19 protein-coding genes are annotated in these 25,306 nt (G+C 72.1%); 16 read left to right on the top strand and 3 right to left on the bottom strand.

The features are described from left to right. Positions 1-51 precede the first annotated feature (51 nt). Positions 52-2,283 (top strand): LuxR C-terminal-related transcriptional regulator, encoded by a 2,232-nt coding sequence (locus CHF15_RS27540; protein WP_089226576.1) that lies wholly within the window; start codon positions 52-54, stop codon positions 2,281-2,283. Here the strand turns inward: CHF15_RS27540 and CHF15_RS27545 are convergent. Beyond that, on the bottom strand, positions 2,256-3,770 hold the full coding sequence (locus CHF15_RS27545) for a 4-hydroxyphenylacetate 3-hydroxylase family protein (RefSeq protein WP_089226577.1): 1,515 nt from the start codon (positions 3,768-3,770) through the stop codon (positions 2,256-2,258). The genes CHF15_RS27540 and CHF15_RS27545 overlap by 28 nt on opposite strands. 158 nt (positions 3,771-3,928) lie before the next feature. Here CHF15_RS27545 and CHF15_RS27550 point away from each other — a divergent pair, with 158 nt between their 5' ends. From CHF15_RS27550 to CHF15_RS27615, 14 genes are all read left to right on the top strand, one after another. Continuing rightward, positions 3,929-6,754 carry a helix-turn-helix transcriptional regulator gene (locus tag CHF15_RS27550; protein ID WP_089226578.1) on the top strand — a complete coding sequence of 942 codons (2,826 nt, stop codon included), beginning with the start codon at positions 3,929-3,931 and terminating at the stop codon, positions 6,752-6,754. A gap of 588 nt (positions 6,755-7,342) precedes the next feature. After that, a complete protein-coding gene (locus tag CHF15_RS27555; protein ID WP_089226698.1) occupies positions 7,343-7,936 on the top strand; it encodes a malonic semialdehyde reductase in 594 nt (197 codons plus the stop codon). Between the two features lie 355 nt (positions 7,937-8,291). Then, the gene (locus CHF15_RS27560; RefSeq protein WP_245939071.1) at positions 8,292-8,768 is read left to right on the top strand and encodes a cupin domain-containing protein; all 477 of its coding nucleotides are present in this window, start codon (positions 8,292-8,294) and stop codon (positions 8,766-8,768) included. A 465-nt stretch (positions 8,769-9,233) separates the two neighbouring features. After that, complete coding sequence (locus CHF15_RS27565) at positions 9,234-10,010, top strand: HpcH/HpaI aldolase family protein (RefSeq protein WP_245939080.1); 777 nt, start codon at positions 9,234-9,236, stop codon at positions 10,008-10,010. Next, complete coding sequence (locus CHF15_RS27570) at positions 10,007-10,738, top strand: CoA transferase subunit A (RefSeq protein ID WP_089226581.1); 732 nt, start codon at positions 10,007-10,009, stop codon at positions 10,736-10,738. The genes CHF15_RS27565 and CHF15_RS27570 overlap by 4 nt, the downstream gene beginning before the upstream one ends. Then, the gene (locus tag CHF15_RS27575; protein WP_089226582.1) at positions 10,735-11,394 is read left to right on the top strand and encodes a 3-oxoacid CoA-transferase subunit B; all 660 of its coding nucleotides are present in this window, start codon (positions 10,735-10,737) and stop codon (positions 11,392-11,394) included. The genes CHF15_RS27570 and CHF15_RS27575 overlap by 4 nt, the downstream gene beginning before the upstream one ends. Continuing rightward, positions 11,391-12,545, top strand: a complete 1,155-nt coding sequence (locus CHF15_RS27580; protein WP_089226583.1) for a thiolase domain-containing protein — start codon at positions 11,391-11,393, stop codon at positions 12,543-12,545. Before CHF15_RS27575 ends, CHF15_RS27580 begins: the two co-directional genes overlap by 4 nt. Beyond that, positions 12,542-12,934 (top strand): Zn-ribbon domain-containing OB-fold protein, encoded by a 393-nt coding sequence (locus tag CHF15_RS27585; RefSeq protein ID WP_089226584.1) that lies wholly within the window; start codon positions 12,542-12,544, stop codon positions 12,932-12,934. Before CHF15_RS27580 ends, CHF15_RS27585 begins: the two co-directional genes overlap by 4 nt. Continuing rightward, complete coding sequence (locus tag CHF15_RS27590; protein ID WP_089226585.1) at positions 12,931-13,842, top strand: cupin domain-containing protein; 912 nt, start codon at positions 12,931-12,933, stop codon at positions 13,840-13,842. The genes CHF15_RS27585 and CHF15_RS27590 overlap by 4 nt, the downstream gene beginning before the upstream one ends. Positions 13,843-13,888: 46 nt before the next feature. Next, positions 13,889-15,241, top strand: coding sequence for an MFS transporter (locus CHF15_RS27595; protein ID WP_089226586.1), 1,353 nt, complete (start codon positions 13,889-13,891; stop codon positions 15,239-15,241). 21 nt (positions 15,242-15,262) lie between these two features. After that, the gene (locus tag CHF15_RS27600) at positions 15,263-16,477 is read left to right on the top strand and encodes an MFS transporter (protein ID WP_107418576.1); all 1,215 of its coding nucleotides are present in this window, start codon (positions 15,263-15,265) and stop codon (positions 16,475-16,477) included. Then, positions 16,440-17,441: a cyclase family protein gene (locus CHF15_RS27605; RefSeq protein ID WP_089226588.1), complete on the top strand. Its 1,002-nt coding sequence runs from the start codon at positions 16,440-16,442 to the stop codon at positions 17,439-17,441. The genes CHF15_RS27600 and CHF15_RS27605 overlap by 38 nt, the downstream gene beginning before the upstream one ends. A 41-nt stretch (positions 17,442-17,482) precedes the next feature. Then, positions 17,483-18,427, top strand: a complete 945-nt coding sequence (locus CHF15_RS27610) for a DUF6282 family protein (protein ID WP_089226589.1) — start codon at positions 17,483-17,485, stop codon at positions 18,425-18,427. 59 nt (positions 18,428-18,486) lie between these two features. After that, positions 18,487-19,269, top strand: a complete 783-nt coding sequence (locus CHF15_RS27615; protein ID WP_179279990.1) for an IclR family transcriptional regulator — start codon at positions 18,487-18,489, stop codon at positions 19,267-19,269. 55 nt (positions 19,270-19,324) lie between these two features. Here CHF15_RS27615 and CHF15_RS27620 read toward each other — a convergent pair whose 3' ends face one another. Continuing rightward, positions 19,325-20,245: a MurR/RpiR family transcriptional regulator gene (locus CHF15_RS27620; protein ID WP_089226591.1), complete on the bottom strand. Its 921-nt coding sequence runs from the start codon at positions 20,243-20,245 to the stop codon at positions 19,325-19,327. A gap of 62 nt (positions 20,246-20,307) precedes the next feature. Continuing rightward, positions 20,308-22,101, bottom strand: a complete 1,794-nt coding sequence (locus tag CHF15_RS27625) for a serine hydrolase domain-containing protein (RefSeq protein WP_089226592.1) — start codon at positions 22,099-22,101, stop codon at positions 20,308-20,310. Between the two features lie 531 nt (positions 22,102-22,632). On the opposite strand from CHF15_RS27625, the gene CHF15_RS27630 reads away from it, so the two are divergent. Next, positions 22,633-24,651, top strand: coding sequence for a HEAT repeat domain-containing protein (locus tag CHF15_RS27630; protein ID WP_089226593.1), 2,019 nt, complete (start codon positions 22,633-22,635; stop codon positions 24,649-24,651). Positions 24,652-25,306: the final 655 nt, after the last annotated feature.

Below are 25,306 nucleotides of genomic sequence, written 5' to 3' on the forward strand. Positions count from 1 at the left end.
GTGCCCGCCGGGCACCGGGGGCCCCGACCGGCCGGCCCGATGGGAGGCCCCGTGCACACCATTGCCGCGTACAAGCTTCACCCGCCCACGCGGCCACGGCAGTTCGTGCCGCGGCCGCGGCTGCTGCGCCGCCTCGACGCGGCGACCGAACCCGTGCTCGTCGTCTCGGCGCCCCCGGGCGCCGGGAAGAGCGTGCTGCTCGCCGACTGGGCCCGCGCCCTTCAGGCCCGTGACGGCCGGGTGGCGTGGCTCGAACTGGACGCGTACGACAACACACCGGCACGCCTGTGGGCAGGGATCCTCTCGGCGCTGCGACCGTTGCGGCCCGGGCTGCCAACTCCCCCGCCGGCCGGGGCCTGGACGCTGGAGGCCTGGGTCGAGGACCTGCTGCCACGCCTCCTGGGCGCGCTGGGCGAAGGCGCGCCGCTGACCCTGGTGCTGGACGGGGTGGACCGGCTCACCGACCAGGCGGCCCTGCGCTGCCTGGGGGACTTCCTGACCGCGCTCCCCGACGGCGTACGGGCCGTGCTGGCCACCCGTCACCTCCCGGGGGCTCCCGTCCCGGCGCTGCGTGCGCGGGGCCTCGCCGCCGACCTCGGCGCGGACGAGTTGCGCTTCACCCTCGCGGAGGCCGCCGCCCTGCTGGCGAGCCGGCGCGGTGGCCCGCCGGGCGAGCGGGCCCTGCGCGAGCTGTACCACCTGACCGAGGGATGGGCGGCGGGCCTGTGCGTCCTGGGGCGCCCGCCCACCACGTCCGGGGCCGGTGCCCGCAGCGGCGACGGGGCCCGCGCCGTCGCCGACTACCTCGGCACCGAGGTGCTGGACCGGCTGACCACCGAGCAGCGCGCCTTCCTGGTGCGGACCAGTGTCCTGGACGAACTGAGCCCCGAGTCCTGCCATGCCGTCACGGGCAGCGACCACGCCGGAGTCCTGCTGCGGGAACTCGCGCGGACCGTCCAGCTGCTCCTGCCCTCCGCCACCGCCCCGGGGGCCTACCGGCACCACCGGGCGCTGCGCTCCGTGCTGGCCGGGCTGCTTGCCGCCGAGCAGCCCGGCGGGGCCGCGGCACTGCACCACGCGGCCGCGCGCTGGTGCCGCGAGCGGCAGCGCACGACGTCCGCCGTACGGCACTTCGTCCAGGCGGGCGACTCCCCCGGCGCGGTCGCCACCGTCCTAGACGCCTGGGAGGAGGCGCTGGCCGGGGGCCGGACCGCGGACGTCGCGCGGTGGCTCGGCATGCTGCCCGCTCGCGAGGTCCGCTCCGACGCCCGGCTGTGCGTCGTGGCGGCGATGACCTCGCTGTGCGAGGGGGACCCCGAGGCGGCGGAGCGCTGGCTCGACGTGGCGAGGGCCCGGCCGTCCTGGCAGGGAACCGTGGGGGAAGGGGGAACCGTGGCGCAGGCGGCGGCCGTGGCCCGGGCCCTCGTCCGCTGTCTGCGAGGGGAAGGCCAGGTCCCGCTCGCCGGAGGAGACGTCGAGGGTGCCTCCTCGCTGACCGGCTGGCGGGCGCTGGCCTGCGTCGCCCAGGGCACCGCACTGCTGTGGCAGGGACGTACGGAGGAGGCGGACGTCCGCCTCGCCGAGGCGGTCCGCGACGCGTACGGCGCCCGGCACACGCTGGTACTGGTCCGCGCCCTGGGCTCGCGGGCCCTGTGCGCCTATCTGGCCGGGCGCCCGGCACGGGCTCGAACCCTCGTGGATCAGGCGCTGGACGCGGCCCGCGCCGAGGGACTGACCGGCCACTTCACCGCCGCTCCCGCCCAACTGTGTCGGGCGGGGTTGCTGTTGGACGATCTGGCGCGTACCGAGGCCGCCGAGGTCCTGGCCGGCGCCACAAGGGCGCTCACGGCAACCGTCCACGGCGGCGAGCCGCCTCTGCGGGCCCTGGCCGGCGTCATCGCGTCGGGCCTGCCGGGCGGCCTTCGCGGCACCGTGCCCCTGCCCGCGCAGGAGGAAGAGGGTTCCGTTCCGCAGGTGCTCGGCGGTCTGATCGAGCGCCTGCGCGCGGCCCGGCCCACCCCGGCCACCCCCCTGCCGCCACGGGCGCAGGACCTGTCCCCCGGGGAACGCCGGATCCTGCGCGCGTTGTGCGGCCCGCTGACGCTGCGGGAGATCGCCGCCGAACTGCACGTGTCCCGCAACACGGTGAAGACACAGGTCAGTGCGGTCTTCCGGAAGCTCGGCACGCACAGCCGCAGCGGCGCGGTGGCCCGGGCCCGGGAGTGCGGCATGCTGCGACCCGGGCCCGGCACCGCCTACGAGGCGTCCTGCCGGCGGGCGTAGTCCGCCTGGGCCGTGTACGCGGTGTCCTGCTCCTCGGCGGCGCTCTCGATACCGCACACCTTCCGGGCGAGGTCGGCGATCGGCCCGCTCGGGGACAGTTCGGCACGCTTCATGGTGAGCGTGCGGATCGCCAGCAGTGGCGTGCCGTTGAAGTTCTCGAAGGTGCTGATGCGGTCGCCCCAGTCGGACAGGAACAGGTCGCGGATGACCCGGCTGATCCTGAGCCGGTCGTGCGGCCTGCCGACCGGACCGGTCTGCAGTGCCTCCAGCCAGGGCCGCAGCTCCGGGCGCTGCCACTGTCCCTCGGTCGGGAAGATCAGCGACGCCCGGCCGGCCAGGTCGATCACCTCGTTGACCATGCGGGCGATGTTCTCCAGGTAGTACGCCCGGCCGTAGTCGAACATCAGGACGTTCGGCTTGTACAGGCCGCCCGGGGTGGTGAAGCCCTCCTCCTCGCAGGCGATCACATGGGCCTTCAGCGTCTGGTGGAACCCGGCGAACTGCGAGATGCGCGCCTGCACCGGGGGCAGCTGGTACGTGCCGATGTGCTCGGTGATCAGCAGGGTGAGCCCCAGCATCAGCTCGGCGCGCACCATCTGCCGCACCAGCGCCTGGTAGTGCAGCCAGTCGAAGACGCGCTGCGGGTACAGCGCGGCGTGCTGGGGGTTGCCGATGTGGAAGACCCGGTCCCAGGGGATCAGCACGTCCTCGAAGAGGATGACGCTGTCCAGCTCGTCGCCCTGCGAGGCCAGCGGATGCTCGACGTCCTCGCCGTCGCGGACGTTGCTCTCCCGGCAGATGATGGTGACGCCGGGCGCGTTGGGCGGGACGGCGCCGAAGATGACCTGCTCCGGCTGGATGCCCGGGCGGTAGAACACGCCGACGTGGATCCAGTCGCCGAAGGCCGCGCCCGTGCCGATCGCCTTCACGCCCCGCACGGTGATGCCCTCGTCCGAGGTGGCCACCACCTTGAGCGCGGGCGACTCCGCCTGCGCGGACTCCCGGGAGCGGTCGGTCTGCGGGTCCACGAACGCCGGCGTCGTGTTGAGGTCGCCGTCCCGCACGAGCTCCCAGAAGCCGCGGATCCCCTCGGTGAGGTCCCGGCCACCGGTGCCCACGGCCTGGCTGCTCCACGGCTCCGGGTCGTCGACGTACGTCAGCAGGACGTAGTTGTTGACGTCGGGCGTGCGCGGGGTCGCGCCGCCGCCCAGCTCGCGCAGCACGGTCTCGATGTAGCGCCGCTTGCGCTTGAGGTCGTCCTTGCTGCGGTGCCGGAACCAGGTCATGGACCGGCGGACACCGCCCTCGTCCACGAACGTCATGACGTCCTGCAGGTCCGGGCGGTGGTGGAGGTCGTAGAACTCGGCGATCCGCCGGGCGTACGCCCTGGTCTTCGGGTGCGTGGCGACGTTGTCGACGAGTTCGTCGCCCACCCACAGCTGCCGGCCGTCGTCGAGCGCCGCCAGGTATTCCTTGCCTGTACGCACGTCGTGCTCCTTTCCGGGACACGCGATCTGGACGGGACGGAGCCTGCGCCCCGACGGGGTGAGAGCGAGCCCCGCCGCGGGACTTCACCCCGGGTGAAACCGCCGGTCACAGGCCCTCCGCCATTGAGGAGGCCAGGCACCTGCGGCACGATTGCGGCATGCACGATGCGGTCTCCCGGACGACGTACTCCCCCCACCTGAGGGGCCGCGACGACGAGATCGGCGCCCTGCGCGCGGCCTTGGACTCGGTCCTGCGCGGGGAGGGCACGTGCGTCCTGCTGGAGGGCGCGTCCGGCACCGGCAAGAGCGGACTGCTGACCCGCCTGGACGAGCTCGCCGGCGCGGCCGGGTTCGACGTCCTGTGGGTGCGGGCCGACGAACTCGACCAGTACGCCCCCCTGGCCGCCCTCCACTCCGCGGTGCAGGGCTCCGCCGCCCCTGCCCGCGGGGCCCCCGACGCCACCGGCGACCGGCGCCTGTGGCTGCTGGACGGCATCACCGACGCCCTGGAGGAGCGCTCGCAGCGCGCGCCGGTGGCGGTGCTCGTCGACGACGCCCAATGGGCGGACCCCGCCACCTTGTTCGCCCTGCGGACACTGCCCGGGCGACTGGCGGCGTACCGGGTCCTGTGGGTGATCGCCGTACGCTCCGACGCCGAGCGGGCCGACGTCACCCGGATGAGCCGGGTACTGCGCGATCGGGGGGCGCAGGGGCTGACCCTCGGGCCGCTCCCGGCCGCGGCACTGGGGCAGCTGGCGACGGACGTCCTCGGGGCCGCGCCCACCCCCGCGCTGTCCCGGCTGCTGGACGGCAGCGCGGGCAACCCCTTCCTGGCGATCGAACTCCTGCGCTCGCTCCGCGACGCCGACGCGGTCGGGTTCCACGGCGGCACCGCGACCCCCCTGACCCGGGAGATCCCCGCCGGATTCCGGCGCAGCGTCCAGGAGCGGCTGGACCGGCTCCCCGAGGACGCACGGCATCTGCTGCAGATCGGCTCGGTACTGGGCCGCGCGTTCGACCTCGGCACCGTCGCCCGGATGCTGGGCAGGCCGGTCGGCGGGCTGCTGTCCGCCGTGGACGCTGTCATGCGCGCGCAGTTGCTCGTCAGCGCGGGCCGCCGGTTCGCCTTCCGGCACGACCTGATCCGGCAGGCCGTCCACGACGAGCTCCCGCTGCCCGTGCGAGTGGCCCTGCACCGGGACGCGGCCGACGCCCTGCGGGAGGGCGGCGGAGACCGGGCGGAGATCGCCTGGCACCTCGTCCTCGCCGGCGGGACCGTCGACGACGCGTCCCTGCACACTCTGACCACCGCGGTCCGTGAACTGTCGCGGACCGTCCCCGGGTCCGCCGCCGACCTCGCGCGCCAGGCCGCGGACCTGCTGCCCGCCCATGACGCGCGGCGCGTCGAGCTGCTGACGAACGCCGCCGAACTCCTCGGCTGGACCCGGCGCGTCACCGAGGCGCTCGAACTGGTCGACGCCACCATCTGCGACGGACCGGCACCCGCCCAGGAAGCCGCGCTACGGCTGGTCGGCGGCGAGATCCACCAGGCCGCCGGCGACGACGCGGCGGCCATGGCGCATCTGGAGCGGGCCCTGGAGCTGCCCGACCTGCCCGAGGACCTACGCGTCCGGCTGCTCAAGGCCAAGGCGACCGCGCACATCCACCGCCGCGAGATCGCGGCCGCCGAGGAGACGGACACCGGGCTGGTCGAGGCGGCCTACCGCAGCGCAGATCCAGCCGTCGTCGTCAGCGCCATGGTCTTCCAGTCGCAGACCGCCTTCTACCGCGGCCGGCTCTCCCGCGCCCTCGAACTCGCCGAGCACTCCGCCCTGCGTGCCGCCACGACCGCCGACGGCCTGCGGCTGCGGCCGCCCCGCATCCCTGCGCTGTGGCTCGCCATCGCCCTGGTCTCCTCCGACCGGTTGGAGGACACAGCACGCGTTCTGCGCGAGGGCCGGCGGTCCGCCGAATCCCTCGGCCTCGGCTGGTCGCTGCCCCACTGGCACGCCTGCCAGGCCATCGCCCTGCTGGAAGGCGGCGCTCTGGACGACGCGGCCGTGGAGGCCGAAGCCTGCCTGACCGTCGCCGGCGAGCTGGAGACCGCCCGCGCGGTGCCCCTCGCCCGCGCGGTCCTGGCCCTGGTCGACACCGCCCGCGGCGACGTCGCCCAGGCCGGGGCCCATCTGCGGGCGGCCACGGCGGCCACCCCCGGCGCCACCCCCTACGGCCCGTGGACGGCGCTCGCCCACGCCCGCGTGCTGCAGGCCCAGGGCCGCGGCACCGCCGCCGCCGAGGCGCTCGGCGCCTTCCACTCCGGGGACCGGACGGCCTGGCTGCTCTCCCTGCCCCCGGGCCACTGGCCCGCGCTGGCCCGCACGGCGCTGCGCGGCGGGGACCGAGCGACGGCCGGGGCGGTGGCCGCGGTCGTACACACCCTCGCCGAGGAGAACGGCGACCAGGGAGTCGTCCTCGCCGTACGGGACCACATCGACGGGCTCCTCCACGACGACCCCGTGGCGCTGCGGGCAGCCGTCGCCGGGCACGGTCTCGACGGCCGCCTTCCGGCACTGGCCGCGGCCCACGAGGACCTGGGCGCCCTCCTGGCCGCGACGCGGGGCCGTACCGACGAAGCGGTCGCAGCGCTGGAGGAGGCGGCGCGACTCACCGCCGCGAGCGGGGCGGTCCACGACCACGAGCGCGTCCGCCGCCTCCTGCGGGACCTCGGAGTGCGCGCTGCCGGCATGCCCCGCCGGGCGGCCGCCACCTCCGGCTGGGAGAGCCTGACCGAGTCCGAACTGAAGGTGGTCCCGCTCGTCGCGGAAGGACTCACCAACCGGGCCATCGCCGACCGCCTCTACGTGTCCGTGCACACGGTCAACACCCATCTGAAGCACGTCTTCACCAAGCTCGGCATCAACACCCGTGTCGAACTGACCCGGTTGGTGGTGGAACGGGCGCGCTCCGGTACCGACCGGCCTTGAGGAAGCGGGCCGCCGAGATCCCTTGAATGGGCGATGCCCGCCCATGCCACCCCTCCCGATGCTGGTGACGGGGCAGGCCACCGGCCCGGTGGCCTCCTCACCCAGTTCCGGGAGTGAGTGACCATGACGACCCCACGCGGATACCGCGGCTCTCTCCAGGGCGTCGTGGCGGCCGGCGCGGCACCTCACGGCTACACCCTGGCCCTGTGGACGGCCACCGCGGTCACCGTGTCCGCACGGGACACCCCGTCCGCCACGGATGCGCTGGCGCTGCTCACCGGCGCCACGCTCACCTACGTGACGGTCGGGGCCGCCGCCCACGGCGGCCCCGGGCGGCCGCTGGCCCGCACGGCACCACCGGCCGGGCCCGTGTGGGCCGCACTGCACCTGCCCACGGCCGCCCTCGGCGCCGTGCTGAGTGCGCTGCTGGCGCATGTCCTCTCCGGCCTCCTGCTGTGGGGGCTGGTCGGGGCCACCGCCACCGGCGTGTACCTGCTCGGCTCGGCCGCCCAGTTCCGGTGGGCCGGGAGCGACCGGCGCCCCTCACCCCCGTCACCCGTTCCGACCGCACCGACCCGAGGAACCGCCATGACGCTCGTACTCGACCCCGCCGCACAGAACCTGCTCTTCCGTGAGGCGCGCACCGCCAACACCTTCACCGACACCCCGGTCACTGACGAGCAGGTCCAGGAGATCTACGACCTGGTCAAGTACGGTCCGACCTCCATGAACCAGCAGCCGCTGCGGATGGTCCTGGTCCGTTCCGACGACGCCCGGGCGCGCCTGGTCCGGCACATGGCCGAGGGCAACAGGAAGAAGACCGAGACCGCGCCGCTGGTCGCCCTGCTCGCCGCCGACAACGAGTTCCACGAGCAACTGCCGACCGTCTTCCCGCACTTCCCGCAGGCGAAGGACGTCTTCTTCACCGAGCGCACGGTCCGTGAGCGGTCGGCGGCCCTCAACGCCGCGCTGCAGGTGGGCTATTTCATCATCGGCGTCCGCGCCGCAGGCCTCGCCGCCGGCCCGATGACCGGATTCGACGCCGACGCGATCGACAAGGAGTTCTTCCCCGACGGCGACCACTCCGTCCTCGCCGTCGTCAACATCGGCAACCCGGGAACGGACCCGTGGTTCGCCCGCAACCCGCGACTGGCCTACGACGAGGTCGTCAGCACCGTCTGACGCGGGGCGGCGAACAGGCCGCGCTCAAGCCCCCGGGCCCCACCCCGGGGGTTCGGCGCACCCGGCCACGTCGGCGGCCCCGCACTCACGGCGGGCAAGGCGTGCGCGGCCCGGGTTCGCGATGCACCGCTATGGCGTACTCCGCACAGGGTCCTCGGTGAGGACGACGCGCTTACGGAACCGGCAGGAGAGGGCCGCGACCGGACGCATTCGCCTTTCCGGCCGGCATCCGCAGCCCGGGCGGACGGGCCGATTCCGTTTTAGGCTCCTCGATGGGTTCCGGACGCGGGCGAATTCGCGGACCGGATCGTGCACCGTACATCGGAGAATGTGAACAGGACAGGAGATCGCCGCCATGACCCGAATGGCGTTCCGTCGAGGCCTGCTCGCTCTGGGTCTGACCATGGCGGCGGTCGCCGCGTGCGCTCCCGCGGCAAAGGACGTCGACGGCGACGCACCGGCCGCCGCGGTCTCCTCGGCTCCGTCCACGAGGCCGCCCGACAAGCTGTCCATCCAGTTCGAGCAGGCCCTTCCGAACGTCAAGGGCAAGACGTTCACCTCGGCGATCGTCGACTACCCGCCGAACGGGAGTACGCCCCCGCACCACCACGGGCAGGCTTTCGTCTACGCCTACGTACTCAAGGGCGCCGTACGCAGCCAGCTCGCCGGCGAGGCCGTTCACACCTATCGCCAGGGCGATTACTGGATCGAGCCGCCGGGCGCTCACCACGTTCTGTCGGAGAACGCCAGCCGTACGGAGCCCGCGCAATTGCTGGTCGTCTTCATCAGCAATACGGGCGAAGCGATCAAGGTCAACGATCCCTCGAATTAGGACGCCGGCGGGGTAGGTGGCCCCACGACGGCCCGGTCCGCCACCCGCCGGCAGCGTCCTCGCGGGTCTCCGGCCGGCGCCCCACACCCCCCATAGCCTCACCGGCGGTTACGCCGTCCAGGTGCACCCGCCGGCCGCGCTACCGCGGCCGGCGGGTTCTTGTCGTGGGTAGCCGACCCACCGGGCCGGCGGTCTCTCGGCACGTCCGCCCGGCCGGCCTCCGGCCGTCCCCGGCATGACCGGATCAGGCCCTTCCCGCGTGCCGTCGTCCGCGCCGAACCGGGCCCCCCATCGGCCGCGAAGTGCGCAGTGCCGCCGTCCCGTTGGGCCCGTCGCCTGCCCCGGATTTCCGATCCCGTTCCGTCTCTTGCCCGGTCGACCCATCGGTGCCATGCTGCGTATCGCGAACAAGGTGTTCGCAATATGAACTCCTCCTGGTACTGCTGACCATCGGAGAGCGTGATCATGTTCCAGCAGTTGTTGAAGTCGTCCGGCCCTCCCGTGGTCGGCACGTTCGTCAAGATCCCCTCCCTGGAGATCGCCGAGATCATCGGCGAGGCAGGGTTCGACTTCGTCGTCATCGACACGGAGCACGCCCTGCTCTCGGTCCGCGACGTGTACTCCCTGGTGGTCCTCTACTCCCGCATGAACGTCGCGCCCCTGGTCCGGGTCACCGACCACGGGTACGGCGACGCCCAGCGCTACCTCGACGCGGGAGCGGCCGGGATACTCGTGCCGCACGTCTCCGGCGCAGCCCAGGCGGAGATGACGATGCGGCAGTTCCTGTTCCCTCCGGCCGGCACCCGGGGGATGGGGCTGGCGGCGCGTGCCGGGTTGTGGGGCGGCATCCGCGGCGGATCGGCCGAGTACGTCCGCGCGGGTCAGGAGGACGTCGCACGGATCGCGATGATCGAGGACCAGGGGGCGGTCGAGGACATCGAGGCGATCCTCGCCGTGCCCGGTGTGGACGCGGTGTTCATCGGGCCCGGTGACCTCTCGCTCAGCCTGGGGGTGCCCGGCGGCTCGCCTGCCGTGCACGAAGCCGTGACCAGGTCCATCAAGGCCGCGGTCCGCGCCGGTGTCCCGGTCGGCACGGTGGTCGCCGGCGAGGAGCAGATCCGCCTGCGGGCGGAGCAGGGCTGCCGGTTCATCCTGGTCGGCAACGACACCGGGATGGTCTCCGCGGCCGCGAGGCGCACCCTCGCGCGGGCGCGGGAAGCCCTGCCGGCGGCCGTCCGATGATCGACAAGATCCGGCCCGGCGCCGTGGACTGCCTGACCGGGATCCGCAGCGGCTCGTCCGTCGCCATCGGCGGGTTCGGCCAGACCGGTGTGCCTCTCGACCTGATCGACGCGCTCTGCGACCGCGACGTGCGCGGATTGCACATCATCGCCAACAACGGCGGCCGTGGCCTGCCCGGTGAGCGCGGGATCGGCAGGCTGCTCAAGGAGAACCGGGTCCGCAGGCTCTCCTGCTCCTTCCCGGTCAACCCCGACTTCTTCCGGCGGTACTTCGCCGGCGACGTCGAGATCGAACTCGTGCCGCAGGGCACCCTGGCGGAGCGGCTGCGGGCCGGCGGTTCGGGGCTCGGCGGTTTCTACACCCCGACGGCGGCCGGGACGATGCTCGCCGACGGCAGGTTCGTGGTCCGTTACGGGGAGGGCGGCGTCGTCCGGGAGACCCTGGCGCAGAAGGAGAGCCGGGTGATCGACGGCCGCACGTACGTGCTCGAGTCGCCGTTGCGCCCGGATTTCGCCCTGGTGAAGGCGCACTTGGCGGACCGCTACGGCAACCTCCGGTTCCGCCTGGGCGCCCGCAACTTCAACCCGCTGGCCGCGATGGCCGCCGGCTGCACGATCGTGCAGGCCGACCACATCGCACACGACGGCTCCCTGCCGCCCGACGACATCCACCTGCCGGGCCCGTTCGTGGACCACGTCGTGGAAACCGCAGGGGAGACGGTCCGATGACGACTGCGCAGCAGGGCCTGACCAGGGCGGAACTCGCCCGCCGCGTGGCCGACGACCTGGTGGACGGCTGGTGCGTGAACGTGGGCATCGGTGTGCCGCTGCTCCTGCCGGAACAGGCCACGCCGGGACGGGAGATCGTCTACCACTGCGAGCACGGCCTGCTGGGCGTCGGCCCGGCGCCCCAGGGCGCGCCGGACCCGGACGTCACCGACGCGGGCAAGAACCCCGTGACGCTGGTCGAGGGGGCGGCGTCGTTCGACTCGTCGCTGTCCTTCGCCATCGCCAGGGGCGGCAGGCTGGACCTGTGCGTGCTCGGCGCGCTGCAGGTCGGTGAGAACGGCGACCTCGCGAACTGGCTGGTCCCCGGCGGCAACCCCGGGGTGGGCGGCGCGATGGACCTGGTGGCCGGCGCCCGCCGCGTCTGGGTGATGATGACCCATCTCGACAAGCAGGGACGTCCCAAGCTGCGCAAGCGTTGCAGCTTCCCGCTCACCGGGCCGGGCGTGGTCGACCGCGTCTACACCGACCTGGCCGTGTTCGAGTTCGTCGACGGTGTCCTGACGCTGCGCGAGTGCGCCCCCGGAGTCACCCCGGAGCGGATCGCCGCGCTGACCGAGGCGGCCTACTCCGTCGATCTGCGAGGGGAGTCCATATGACGAGGCAGGTGTCCGCGCGCATAGCCGGAGCCTTCGAACACCCCCTGCGCAGGATCCCCGACCGCACCGTGCCGCAGGTGCTCGCCGAGGTCGCCTACGGCGCGCTCGCCGACGCCGGGCTCGGCGTCGCGGACGTCGACGGCTTCTTCTGCTCGGAGGTCCCCGGGCTCGGCTCGATCGCGATGGCCGACCATCTCGGACTGACCGATCTGTCGTACGTGGACGTCACGGAGGGCGGCGGGGCGTCCTACCCCATGCACGTGGGGCACGCCGCGGCCGCCGTGGCGGCCGGCAAGTGCCGGGTGGCCCTGATCGCGATGGCGGGGCTCCCGCTGAGCGGCGGGGGGACCACCGGCGGCGCCCGCGGTCCCGAGCACCCCTACGAGGCGGGTTACGGCGTCACCGTGCCCGCCGGATACGCCCTGGCGGCCCGGCGGCACATGCACGAGTACGGCACCACCTCCGAACAGCTCGCGGAGATCAAGGTGGCGGCCGCGCACCACGCGCAGTACAACCCGAACGCGTTGCTGCGCAAGCCGGTCACGATCGAGGACGTCGTCAACTCCCCGCTGATCTCGGACCCGTTGCGCCGGCTGGACTGCTGCGTCACGACCGACGGCGGCGGCGCGCTGGTCATCGTGTCCGAGGAGGTCGCCCGCACACTCCCCCGCCGTACCGTCAAGATCCTGGGGCACGGCGAGACGGTGAAGCACAGCGCGAACGGCCGGATCGACCTGACCCGCACCGGCGCCGCGGTGTCCGGTCCGCGCGCGTTCGCCGAGGCCGGGCTGACACCGCGGGACGTCGACTACGTCTCGATCTACGACTCCTTCACCATCACCGTGCTGATGAGCCTGGAGGACCTCGGCTTCTGCGAGAAGGGCAAGGGCGGTGGCTTCGTCACCGGCGGCACCCTGCGCGCCGACGGCCGGCTGCCGTTCAACACCGACGGCGGCGGCCTGTGCAACAACCACCCGGATTCCCGCGGCGGCATGATCCGCACCATCGAGGCCGTACGCCAGTTGCGCGGCGAGGCCGCGCCGCAGGTCCAGGTGCCGGACTGCCGGATCGCGCTGGTCCAGGGCCACGGCGGCAGCCTCGGCTTCCGCACCGCCGCGGCCACCCTGCTGCTCGGATCGGAGGAGGCATGACCCCGCACGACCCCGTCCTCGCCCGCCTGGAGGAGGGGCTGGCCGAGGGCCGCCTGGAACTCCCCCGCTGCGCCGGCTGCGGAACGCTCCTGTGGTACCCGCGCGCCCGCTGCCCGCACTGCATGTCGGACGCCCTCGCCTGGGAGGCGCTGTCCGGCAGCGGCACCGTCCACTCCTACACCGTCAACCACCGCGGTCAGGGCGAGTACGCCGGAAGAGAACCCTTTGTCATCGCCTACGTCGAGCTGGCGGAAGGCCCCCGTGTCCTCTCCCACGTGGACGCCGAACCGGACTCGCTGCGCGTCGGCACGCCCGTGCGGCTCGGCCGGGGGCTGGACCGCGAGGGACGCCTGCACCTGCGGTTCGAGCACGCCGAGGAGAACGCATGACCTACACCAAGGACGACCCGCGGTCCGCACTGTCCGCCAAGGCGCCTCCGCGGACCGGAGAGGCGATCGCCGCACCGGAGTTCCACGACTTCTCGATCACCGCGCCCGCAACCGTCACCGAGGCGGGCAGCCGGCAGTGGATCGTGCGGGGCCAGAACTTCGTGCTGATCCACACCCGGCCGGAGCCCGGAGACACGATCTTCTCGGCCGAGCTGGCATCCGAACAGGTCCTGCTGCTGATCGACCACACCAGCTCCGTGCACGGCTCCGGATCCGGCGAGGAGCACACGGTCACCGGCCCGGCGCTGGTCGTCGTCCCGCCCGGTGCCAGCGAGATCGTCAGCACGGGCACCGGGACGATCGTCCAGCTGATCCAGTCCGACGAGACGGAGTGGGCGCAGCGGGCGGCCAACGCCGACCGCTACGCCGAGCCGCACCCGCGGGTCGCACCGCTGGAGCCGTGGCCGGAGCCGGTCGGCGGCTACCGCTGGCGCACCTACCTGATGGCGGACGTGCCGGAGGATCCGCAGCGGTTCGGCCGGCTCTTCCGGACCCGCGCCTTCATGGTCGGCTTCTTCAAGCCGGGCGACGGCCCCCGTGATCCGCGCAGGCTCTCGCCGCACACGCACGACGACTTCGAGCAGTGCAGCCTGGTCGTCGCGGGCACCTACATCCACCACATCCAGACGCCGTGGGGCCCAGACGCCACGGCCTGGCGGCCGGAGGACCACGCTCGCGTCGGCAGCCCCTCGGTCGCCATCATCCCGCCGCCCACCGTGCACACCTCACAGGCCATCGGCTCCGGCGTGAACCACCTCATCGACATCTTCGCCGGGCCGCGCCACGACTTCTCCGCCCAGCCCGGCTGGGTGCTCAACGCCGACGAGTACCCCGCACCGGGCAACTGACCCCGTCCCCGCACACCGTGCCTTCAACGCCGAAGGGACCCTCGCCATGTCCTCCACCACCGAAGTCGCCAGATCCGCCGACACCGACCTACAGGCCCGCAGACGCCGGGCGATCACCAGCGCCTGGGCCGGATTCGCCGTCGACTCCTACTCCATCTACGTGGCATCGACGGCCCTGCTGCCCGCGATGGTCTACTTCCAGTCCAGCCTCTCCCCCAGCCAGCTCTCGGTCTTCGTCGGCATGACCTTCGCCGCGACCCTGATCGGCCGGCCGATCGGCGCCCTGCTGTTCGGTCACTTCGCGGACCGCATCGGCCGGCGCAAGGTCGGGTCGGTCACCATCTACGGGTTCGGCACGATCTCCCTGCTCATCGCGATGCTGCCGGGCGCCGAGGTCGTCGGCGCCACCCTGGCCACGACGCTGCTCATCGGGCTGCGGTTCATCGAGGGCATCTTCCTCGGCGGGGAGTACACCGCCGCCACGCCGATGGCGCTGGAGTACGCACCCCAGGGACGCCGGGGGTTCACCGGAGCGCTCATCCAGTGCTCGGCCAGCGGCGGCCCGTTCTTCGTGGCCGTACTCACGTCGATCGTCCTGCTGTTCGCGCCGAACGCCGGGCTGCACTCGCCGTACGTCCAGTGGGGCTGGCGGATCCCGTTCGTCATCGGCGCCCTGCTGTCCTGGGGCGTCGCCTGGTTCCTGCGCCGGCGGGTCGAGGACTCGGACGTCTACAAGGAGACGGCACGGTCCAAGTCGCCGTTGCGCGACATGCTCAAGGGCTCGTCCGGCCGGGCGTTCCTCCAGTCCTACCTCATCATGACCGGCGTCTTCTTCGCGGTGAACATGCTCGGCAGCGTCATGCCGCAACTGCTGCTGTCCAACAAGGGCTACACCGCGTCGGACCTGGCGCACACCCAGCTGGTCAACGCGTGGCCGGGCATGGCGACCTACCTCTTCTACGGCTGGCTGAGCGACCGGATCGGCCGCAAGCGCGCGCTCTACATCGCCGCGTCGACCACGGTCCTGCTGACACCGGTCACGCTCACCCTGATGGGCAGCGGGAACGTGCACGGCTGGCTCGCACTGACCGCCCTGGCCTCGCTGACCAACGTCTTCATCGTCGGCTCGCTCGGCGTGCTCCCGGCCTACATCAACGAGCGCTTCGCCACCGCGGTCCGGTCGTCGGGCTGGGGCGTCGCCTACAGCACCGCGGTCGTCATCCCCGCGTTCTTCTCCTACTACCAGCTGTGGCTGGCCCACCTGGTGCCCTTCCACTACACCGCGGGGATCCTCGCCGCGTTCGGCGGGCTGATCATCCTGGCGGCCGTCTCGGCGGGGCCGGAGACCCGCGGGGTCGACCTCAACACGGTGGGCGAACGAGCCGGCGCGAAGGCATGACACTCCCCACGAAGGCCAGGTATGCGCCCGGACAGGAAAGCCACGCCCGTCGCCGTAGCCGTGTTCGTCCTGCAGACCGCCGGCAGCGGTGTCGCGGTGTACGGCATCCCGGTCTACATCGCGGCGTTCCTGCGCTCGGGCACCGTGAGCGCGGCGGGGCTCTCGCTGGCGAGTACCGGCTTCTTCGTGGTGGGCGCGCTGACCGGGCCGGTGTTCGGCCGGTTCGGGCAGCGCAGGCCGAACCTGGTGATGCTGGGGGCGGTACTGGGAGGGACGGCGGCCATCGCGGCGATGGCCGTCCGTCCCACCGGGGCCGTCGTCATCGTGGCGTTCGCGACGCTGGGCGCCGTCTTCAGCGGCGGACTCGTCGTCGTCGGGACGATCGTGCTGGTACGAGTCTTCGACGGCCGGCCCACGGCCGGGATGGCGCTGGCAACCTCCGGCTCCTCGGCCGGCGGCATCCTGGTCTCGCCGGTGCTGGCGCTGCTGCTCACCACCCAGGCGGCGATCGCCCGCTCCTTCCTGGTCGTCGCGGCGGGCTTCCTGGTGATCAGCTGCGGCGCGCTGGCGCTCAGCTCGTGGGCGACGGCCCGGTCCGCTCCGGCACCTGCGCCCGCCGCCGCGGCGGGAACGGTGCCACTGCTCCGGCACTGGCCGTTGGTCGTGGCCTTCGGCCTGGTCAGCGCCTCGCAACTGGGCGCGACCTCCTACATCGTGGCGACCGGGCTGTCCCGGGACTTCACCGGCGCGCGCCTGGCGGTCTCGGCCGCCACCGGTGCGGCGGTCGCCTCACGATGGATCGGCAGCGCCGGTATCCGGCGGCTCGGCCTGCACCGCTGGACCGTGGCCAGCTTCTGCGCGCAGGCCGTGGGAGTGGCCCTGGTCGGGGTGGCGCCGTCCGGGTGGGTCCTGTTCCTCGGGGCCGTACTGATCGGGCAGAGCCTGGGCATCACCATCCTGATCCGCTCGCAGGTGATCGTGGAACTGTTCGGGATCGACGACTTCGCCCGGAAGTTCGCCCAGTTCCAGACGTGGACGAGCCTCGGCTCCGCGGCCGGCCCGCTCCTCCTCGGCCAGGTCTACTCGGCGACCGGGGACTACGTCCCGGCGTACCTCCTGCTGTTCCTGCTCAACGCCGTCGCCGTGCCGTTCCTGCTGCCGTGGATGCGCGCGTCCCGACCCCGATCCTGGAGGACCGATGAAGAACCCCGGCGCTCCGACCGTTCCCCGGTATGAGGAGCTGCTGCGCCGTACCGACGCCCCTCCGGGGTCGTCATGGCACCTGTTCGGCCCGGGCGACCAGCTCGGCACCCTGAACTTCCTTACCCCGCAGACCGCAATCGACGGCGCGGCCCTGGTCCGGCGCGGCCGGACGTTCAACCTGGACTACCCGATCAACACGTTCGTGCCCAGCCTGGCCGGCACGCGCCCGCCGACCGCGCACCACATCTTCGCGAACAACCCGCATCACCGGGACGACTGGCTGGACTCGTTCTACCTGCAGTCCACTTCACAAGTCGACGGACTGCGGCACATCCGCCATCCCCGGTACGGCTTCTACGGCGGCGTCGCGGAGGCCGACATCGACGAGGGCACGCCCTCGCTGGGCATCCAGCTGCTCGCCGAGAAGGGCATCGTGGGCCGGGGCATCCTCCTCGACGCCGTCCGCTGGTTCGACAGCATCGGCGAACCGCTCGCCCCGAACGCGCCCCGCGGCATCACGCCGGCCGATCTGGACGCCATGGCACGGCACTTCGGGGTCGAGGTCCGCTCGGGCGACATCCTGCTGCTGCACACCGGATGGGCCCGGCACTGGCTCGAGTCCACGCCGGAGCAGCGCGCCGCCCGCACCGGCAGCCCCGGCCTGCACCAGTCGGAGGAGATGCTCGCGTGGCTGTGGGACCACGGGATCTCCCTCGCCGCGTCGGACAACGGCGGCCTGGAGTCGTTCCCGGTCGATCCGGGCTCCGGCTGGGTGGACCCGGACGAACCGCCGCCCCCGCGCGGCCCCTCCCACAACGGCATGATGCACCGCCCGCTGATCGCGCTCCTCGGCCTGATCATCGGCGAGCTGTGGAAGCTCGACGAACTGGCCGAGGACTGCGCCGCGGACGGCACCTACGAGTTCCTGCTGACGGCCAAGCCGCTCAACCTGGAGGGAGGCGTCGGATCGCCTCCCAACGCGCTGGCCGTCAAGTAGCCATCACCCGGCACGAAACGACACGAGACGAGGACGAACGCATGACGCAGACGGTCAACGAGCTGTGGGACCCGACGCTGGACGCCGACCGGCTGAGGGCCGACCCGGAGGCCGACGAGTTGCTCACCGGCGCCGTGGACCTCCACACCCATCCCGGGCCCAGCCCGTTCCCGCGCAGGATGTCCATCATGGACGCCGCCGCCGACGCCGCGTCCCTCGGATTCCGCGCCCTGGTGGCGAAATCGCACCACCACAGCATGCAGACGGACATCCTGGCGCTGGAACAGGCCGGCCTGCAGGACATCCCGGTCAAGGTCTACGGGGGCGTCGCCCTCAACCACACCGTCGGCGGGCTCAACCCGTACGCGGTCGAACTGGCCCTGCGCATGGGCGGCAAGGTCGTGTGGTTCCCGACCATCGCGTCGCGGGCGCACCTGGAGTTCCACGCGCACAACCACAGCGGTTTCCCGGTCGCGGGCGTACCGTTGCGCGAGAACGAGCCGATCAGCGTGCTCGACGGGGCCGGCAGGCTCAACGCCGCCACCCGTGACATCCTGGACGTGATCGCCGCCGAGTCCGGGATCCTCAACTGCGGGCACCTGCCGGCCGCCGAGATCGACGTGCTGATCCCCGGGGCGCTCGAGGCGGGCGTGACGCGGATCGTGATCAGCCATCCCGACTTCGTCCTCGGCGCGTCGCCCTCGCTCATCGGCGACTGGTGCCGCAAGGGCGCCTTCGTGGAGCACTGCCTGGCGATGCTGGTCGGCCGGGAACCGAAGGACAGGCCGTTCGACCGGATCGCCGACTTCTACCGGGCGGCCGGTCCCGGCCGGACCATCCTCTCCTCCGACCTCGGTCAGAAGGGCAACCCGCTGCCGGTCACCGCGTACCGCAGGATGGTGCGCGTGCTGCTGGACGAGGGCGTGGCACCCGCCGACATCAGGTCGATGACGGGAGGGAACGCCGCCGGGCTCCTGTCCATTTGAACCGCGCGCCGGTCGCTCGGTAGAGTCCGCTCGGCGTGATGACGACGTGAGGAGTGGGCTTGAGCAGCGGGGGCGGCACCGGCGACATCCAGGCGGTGCACCGCGTCGCGGAGATCCTGCGTCTGTTCACGCTCAACAAGCCGAAGGTCACCGTGGCCGAGGCCGCCGCACAGATCGGCCTCAACCGGACCACCCTGCACCGCTACTTCACCTCCATGGTGCTCGACGAGATCCTCGAACGCGTGCCCGACGACGCGACGGCGTACATGCCAGGTCGGCTGCTGCTGCAGCTCGGCGCCGTCGCCCAGGGCCAGCGGCGGGTGCTGGACATCGCTCCCCGTCACATGGACGCGCTGTCGGTCGAGACCGGCCGCTCGGTGGTGCTGTCGCTGTGGGGTGCGTCCGGCCCGGTGGTCTCGCTCGTCTCGGAGGCCGGCACCCACCCGATCCTGATCACCGTCCGGATCGGTTCCACCCTGGGGCCCGACTCGGCGCAGACCCGGCTCTTCGTCGCGCTGTCCAAGGACGAGGAGCGGGTGAAGAGGTACCTGGCCCGGATTCCGGACGAGGCGCGGACCAAGCTCGAGGGCACGCTGGAACCGTGCCGGTCGCGCGGGCTCAGCCGGATCCGGGTGCCCTCCATCGACGGCGTGGTGCTGGCCGCGGCCGTCTTCGACGAACACGACGTCGCAGCCACCATTGCCCTGGTGGGCACCACGTCGTCGCTGCCGGAGCAGGCGCCGGAGACGGAGTCGGCGCTGCTGCGCGCGGCAGCCGCGATCACCGAGGAGTTGGGCGGCGCCGCGACCCGCGGGGCGGCCCTCACCGACGCCGCTGTCTGAGCCGGCCTCGGTCAGTGCCCGCGAGACCTTGCCGGCTCCGGGACGCCCGCCCTGCTCACCTCGGGCGCCTGCCTCCGGCCGGGCGTGGGCCGAGACGCTGCCCGCTCACGGCTTCGTACGTCGCCGCCAGGGCCTTCCCCGACTGCTCCGGATGCCGCTGGGCGATACCGATGAACAGGCAGTCGATGACCGTCAGCTGCGCGATGCGGCTGGCCGTCGCGCCCGACCGGAACGTGGTCTCGCGCGCCGCGGTGGTCAGCACGAGATCGGAGACCTCGGTGATGGGCGAGCGGGGGAAGTTGGTCAGGGACACCGTGGTGGCTCCGTGCCCCCGGGCCACGCGCAGCGCCTCGACGGTGTCGGCGGTGGCGCCGGTGTGGGAGAGCCCGAAGGCCACGTCCCCGGTCCCCAGCACGGCCGCCGACGTCAGCATGATCTGCGTGTCGCTCCAGGCGAAGCCGACCCTTCCGATCCGGTGCAGCTTCTGCTGGAAGTCGGCGGCCACGAAGGCGCTCGCGCCCACTCCGTACACGTCGATGCGTCCCGCGCCCGCCATCGCGTCGACCACGTCACCGAGGACCGCCACGTCCAGCTGCGCGCCGGTCTCCTCCACCGCCCGGGCGTCGGCGAAGGCGACCTTGCCGACGATGCCGGCCAGGTCGTCGGTGGAGGTGATGTCGTCGCCCAGGTGGCTCTCGGCGCGGATCCCGGCGCGGGCGGCCTCGGCGGCCATCGCGATCCGCAGTGCGGGATAGCCGTCCAGACCGATCGACCTGCAGAACCGGATCACCGTGGTCTCGCTGGTGCCCGCCGCGGCGGCCGCCTCGGAGATGCTCCGGCGGGCCGTCTGGGCGGGGCTGTCCAGCACCGCCCGGGCGACCCGCTGCTCCGCCCGGGCGAGGCCGGGCAGGAGCGAGCGGATGCGCACCAGGAGGGCGCTGTCCTGCAGGTCGTCGGCCGTGTTCTCGCTCACCACGCGGGAAACCTACTGAGGGCCTTGCCGCAGGTCAACGTGGAGCAGGCGCCGCGGCGCGGGCGTCAGTGCCCTCCGCCCGCCGGAAGCTCCCGCCAACCGGCCGAGGTCAGCGGGGCGTCCGGCTTGTCGCCGTCGATCAGGACGTGCGTTCCGTCGGTGACCCGCAGCCCGCCGAGGTTCACGCCGCGCCCCTCGTAGACCGAGTCGGTGGTGTAGCGCCAGCGCAGTTCGAGACCGGACGCCGCGTTCGGGACCTCCGCGTGCACCCGCCACCAGGCGCGTACGGCCTGCCCGGACAACGAGGTGACGCCGCCTGTGGGAGCACCGGTGCCGGTGACCTGCAGCGCCACGGGCTGCCAGGTGGCACCGCCGTCGGAACTCGCCTCGAGACGGAGGCGATCGGTCGATTCGGTGTTCACGAAGGACCTGAAGTCGACGTCGACCGTCCCGGAGGCGTTCAGCGGACCGGTGGTCAGTGTGCTGGTGGCACCGCCGCCCTGTCCCGAGAACCACGAGCGGCCGCCGCCGGGCGCCTTGACCGGCATCGCCTGGGCGAGGGCCCCGGCGATCCCGCGGCGGGCGGGGTTGGTGGAGGGGGTGGTGCGTGTGGCGTGGACCCGGTTGGTCAGCAGGATGGCGAACGACCGCGACTCGGGGTCGATGACCAGCGAGGTGCCCGTGAAGCCGGTGTGGCCCATCGTGCGCGGGCCGGACAGTCCGCTCATGTACCAGATCTGGTCCAGCTCGAAGCCGAGGCCGTGGGAGTCGCCGGGGAAGGCCTGGTTGAAGTTCTCCTCCAGCAGCGAGACTCCGTGCCGGCTGAGGACCCGGTGGCCGCGGTAGGTTCCGCCGTTGAGGATGGCCTGGGCCAGTACGGCGAGGTCGTCGACGGTGGAGAAGACGCCCGCGTGCCCGGCGACGCCGCCCATGGCCCAGGCGTTCTCGTCGTGCACCTCACCGTGCACCAGACCCCGCGCGGGGGTGGCCTCGTACTCGGTCGCGGCGATCCGCGGCAGCTTCGAGGCCGGTGGGTTGTATCCCGTGTCGGTCATGTGCAGGGGCCGCGTGATGTCCTCGCGGACGAGGGTGTCGAGGCTCCGCCCGGTCACCTTCTCCAGCACCAGCTGCATCGTGAGCATGTTGAGGTCGGAGTAGGTGTAGGTGGTCCCGGCCGGGTTCACCGGTGCGGTGTCCAGGATGGCCTTCACCCGTGACGGGATGTCGGGGTAGCCCTGCCACAGCGCCGGCTCGGGGTCGGGCGCGAGGCCGGAGGTGTGGGTGAGCAACTGCCTGACGGTGATGGCGCCCTTGCCGTTCACCGCGAATTCGGGCAGGTAGTCGGCGACCGGGCTGTCGAGCCGGATCGTTCCGGCCTCCAGTTGCTGCACGGCCACCAGGGACGTGAACAGCTTCGACAGCGAGGCCAGATCGTAGATGGTGTCGGTGCGGGCGGGTGTCCACTGGTCCTCGGGCAACTCGGTCTGCGGGGCCGAGTACCGCGTCGCGTAGCCGGCCGCACTGCGCTCGACGACCTTGCCGTCGTGGACCATCAGGCTGGTGGCACCGGGGAAGAGGTAGCCGGCGCCGCTCGCCGGGTCCGCCCAGGCGTCGACCTGCTCCTCGAAGGCGGCGATCGGGGCCGGGTCGAGCCCGGCGGCCCTGGGGGAGGCCGGCCGCAGCACGGTGCCCGCGGGCGCGAACCCGGCGTACGGCTGGTCGAAGCGGCGGCCGCCGCCGTCGGCCCCGGCCGCGGCCGACGCGGCAGCGGTGGCGGTGGCGGCCGTGGCTCCGGCCGGCAGGGCGAGGGCGGCCACCATGGCTGACGCCGCGGTGAGAGCGAGTACAGGAATCCGCATGGGTACCTCGTGGGTGAGGAGTTGGCTTCGCTGTGCGGCACGCCTCCGGCCTGGACGGTCAGGGGACGGAGCCGTGGTCACTCGGCACGTCGGCAGGGAGGTCCGACCCCCTGAGGCCGAAACTCGTTAACCAACTTGGAGCGATGTTCGTAAGTTAGTAACCAAACCGAGGGTGGTCAACATCCCGGCCGGTACCGGGATCCGGACGCCACGGCCACAGCCCGCAGCCCCCGCCCAGGACATGGCGTGCCGTCGACTCCAGCAGGTGAGGCGGTCACCGGGTTCGTGACAACCATGCGCGCCGGCCAGCCGAACTCGGGTCCACTCGCGATCCCCGTTGCCCCTCGGCAGTGGGACGTGCGCTCCAGGGCGGCCACCGGGCCGTGCCGACAATGCGGGGCGCCGTTCGTCGTCACATGCGTCCGGCCGCACCTCGAGACGTCACACCAGCGGCATCGCAGGCAGTGCCCGGCATTCAGACAACGGCACTATGTTCGAAGCGGGCCCATCGTCAACTTGCGGGGAGTACCGGTGACAGCAGCTCTTGCAGTACTGGAACAGCTGCCGTGGGACGAGGCCGAGTCAGCGTTCGGACGCCAGCAGGCGAAGGACTTGCGCCGCGGTCTTCGGAGCCTGGTACTCAAGCGCGGCGCGGCAACCGAGGAGGACTACTTTCCCCTCTCAAACTGCTTCGCCCCCGGCGGCGGACGGATCGGCGCACTAGCGGCCGCAACCCTGCCGTTCGCCGTTGCGCTCGCAACCGACCTCGACATGGGCAGCAGGTCCACAGTCGTGGAGATGCTCGGCCACGCAGCCCAGACGGCGTCCGAAGACGCAGTAGGTGCCATGCACGCCGGATGGGCTCAGGCCTGGAATCACCACAGCGCCCAGATTCGCGCACTGCTCGGCGACCCTGTCCCCGCGGTGCGGCGGGCAGCGCTCCCCCTCGCGGACGGCGTCGATCAGCTGCTGGAACGGTGGAATGCCGAAGCCGACCCGTCCGTTCGCCTGCCCTTGCTGCTGGCGCTCGGGACAGCCGCGGCAAGCTCCACGGATGCCGGGTCGCTGGACCGCGCGATGGCAGTACTGACCGAAGAGCTGCGGGCCGGCACGCCTGTGATGCAGGTAGCAGCCGTACACGCCTGGGCAGCAATCGATCCCGAAGCCCCAGTCCGCGAACTGGACCTCCTGGTGGAGGTCCTGTCCGAGCCCGCTACCCGACCGCAGTTCGAGGCCAACTGGTACCTGGCAGACGACGGCATCCCCCGTACCCGGGAAGATGTCCTCGCCTGGACGGCGGCCCTGTACAACGACGCGCAACGATCGGCCGCGCTCTCCTTCGCCGTTCGCCTCATCGATGCGGCACATCAACGCGAAGACGCCCTACTGTGCCAGGCTGCACTCGACGAAGGCTGGCAGCTGCTGGTCGTACAGCCATCCGTCGCCTCTGCCCTCCTCCCCCGCGCAGGTGAGCTCCTTGCCGACACGGACGACGGCGTGCGATACCGGGCAGCACACCTACTCGCAGTACTCGGCACCCAGGCAGCCGCGTACGCGGACCAACTGGCCACACTTCTCGACGACACAGGTCAAGCCGAATACCTTGAAGGCACCGTGGGCGACCACGCCCGGTGGGCACTGGCCCGCATAGGGGACCGGCGCGCCCTGCCCGGACTCGTCGAGCAGCTGTATGCGCCGTACGAAGACGACTACTCCCGCGGCTACACCGCAGGAGACCCGCGCCTTCCAGAAGTCGAGGACGTCCTGATCCCCATGCGGGACCATGCGGCAGGCCTGCTGCCGGCAATACGTCAGCGGCTCAAAAAGGACGGCGCAGACGGTCCGCTGACAGGTAACTTCCTCAAAGTCCTCATCGCCTGGGGGCCGGCCGCAGCCCCCGCACTTCCCGAGGTGGTGGCCCTGCTCAACGACGCCCGGCGCTCCCTCACCGCAGTCGACGCACTCGTCGCAATGGGACCAGCCGCATCGTCCGCCGAACCTGCCGTACGTGAATGTACGGTCCTCGACCACCCCGGCAACCATCAGATGGTGGCATGGGCTGCCTGGCGTCTCAGCGGAGACCGGGACACGGCCCTGCGGCACATCGGCGAGGCCGTACTGACCGCCGAACCACCCCACCCCGGGCCCATCGCCCTACTCGGAGACTTCGGCCCAGCGGCCGCACCGTACGCCAACCACGTACGGCAAGGAATGGAGCACGGATCCGCCTGGGTCCGGATTCCGGCAGCAGTCGCGCTGTGGGCAATCACGGGTAACCCGGGGCCGAGCGTGTCCGTACTCGAGGAGTACCTGCATGCCCTTGCCGACGGGAGCGACGCCTACGGCGACGCACTTCGCGCACTGCAGGCCCTGCTACAAATCGGCACAGTCACCGCGGAGACGCGCGCCCTCCTGCGCAGCCTGCAGAACTCCGACCGACGACTGTCCAACTGCCGGGACTACCGGGCATTCCTCGAAGACGAAGAGCTTCGCTCCATGGTGGATGGCGCGCTCGCCTTGCCCCAGCGACCGTCGGACGTCGGCCCGTAGAACGGAACCGCCAGGGACGCTTTTGCGTGGACAGGCGCAGGCGCCATCGCAGCTTGCGGGCGCCAGTTCCCACGTTCAGCCACAGCCCGCGGAGCGCACAGACTTCACGAGTCCGGGCTGTACCAGGCGACAACGCTCATACCGGTCGTCAATGACGAATGGCCCAAACTTTGGATGAGGGGATCGCGGCACTGGCAGGCGCTGCAATCGGCGGAGCCGCCGCAACCCTGGCACCGGTCATCGCGGGCAGAGCCGTGCGCCACCAGGTACGCGGTCAAGAGCGAATCTGACGCAACGGCACACGCCGGGAGAGCAAGGGGGGCTGGAACAACTCAAGCGGGAACGTAGCCCAGAGCGGCTAGCCGAACGCGTAAAGCAACGCATTGACGAACTCGCACCCCTCCATGTGAGAGCTGCCTTCGCAAGGTCCGCCCTCCGCGCGAGACGTGACAAAGGTACTGACCGTGGCTTTGGGCGAATCCGATGCCGTGCTCAGCGAGGCCGGGTGCCCGTGCACAGGGTGAACGGTGACGGTCCGTCACAACAGCCCACCTCCCGCCCCGCCAGGGCCCCGCGTGGAGCCGGGAGGGAAGGGGGATTCCGGCTGCGGAGGCGCGGACCGCTAGGCAACCTTGATCAAATATGCTTTTCTCAT

The sequence above is a fragment of the Actinacidiphila glaucinigra genome (assembly GCF_900188405.1).
Classification (GTDB): Bacteria; Actinomycetota; Actinomycetes; order Streptomycetales; family Streptomycetaceae; genus Actinacidiphila; species Actinacidiphila glaucinigra.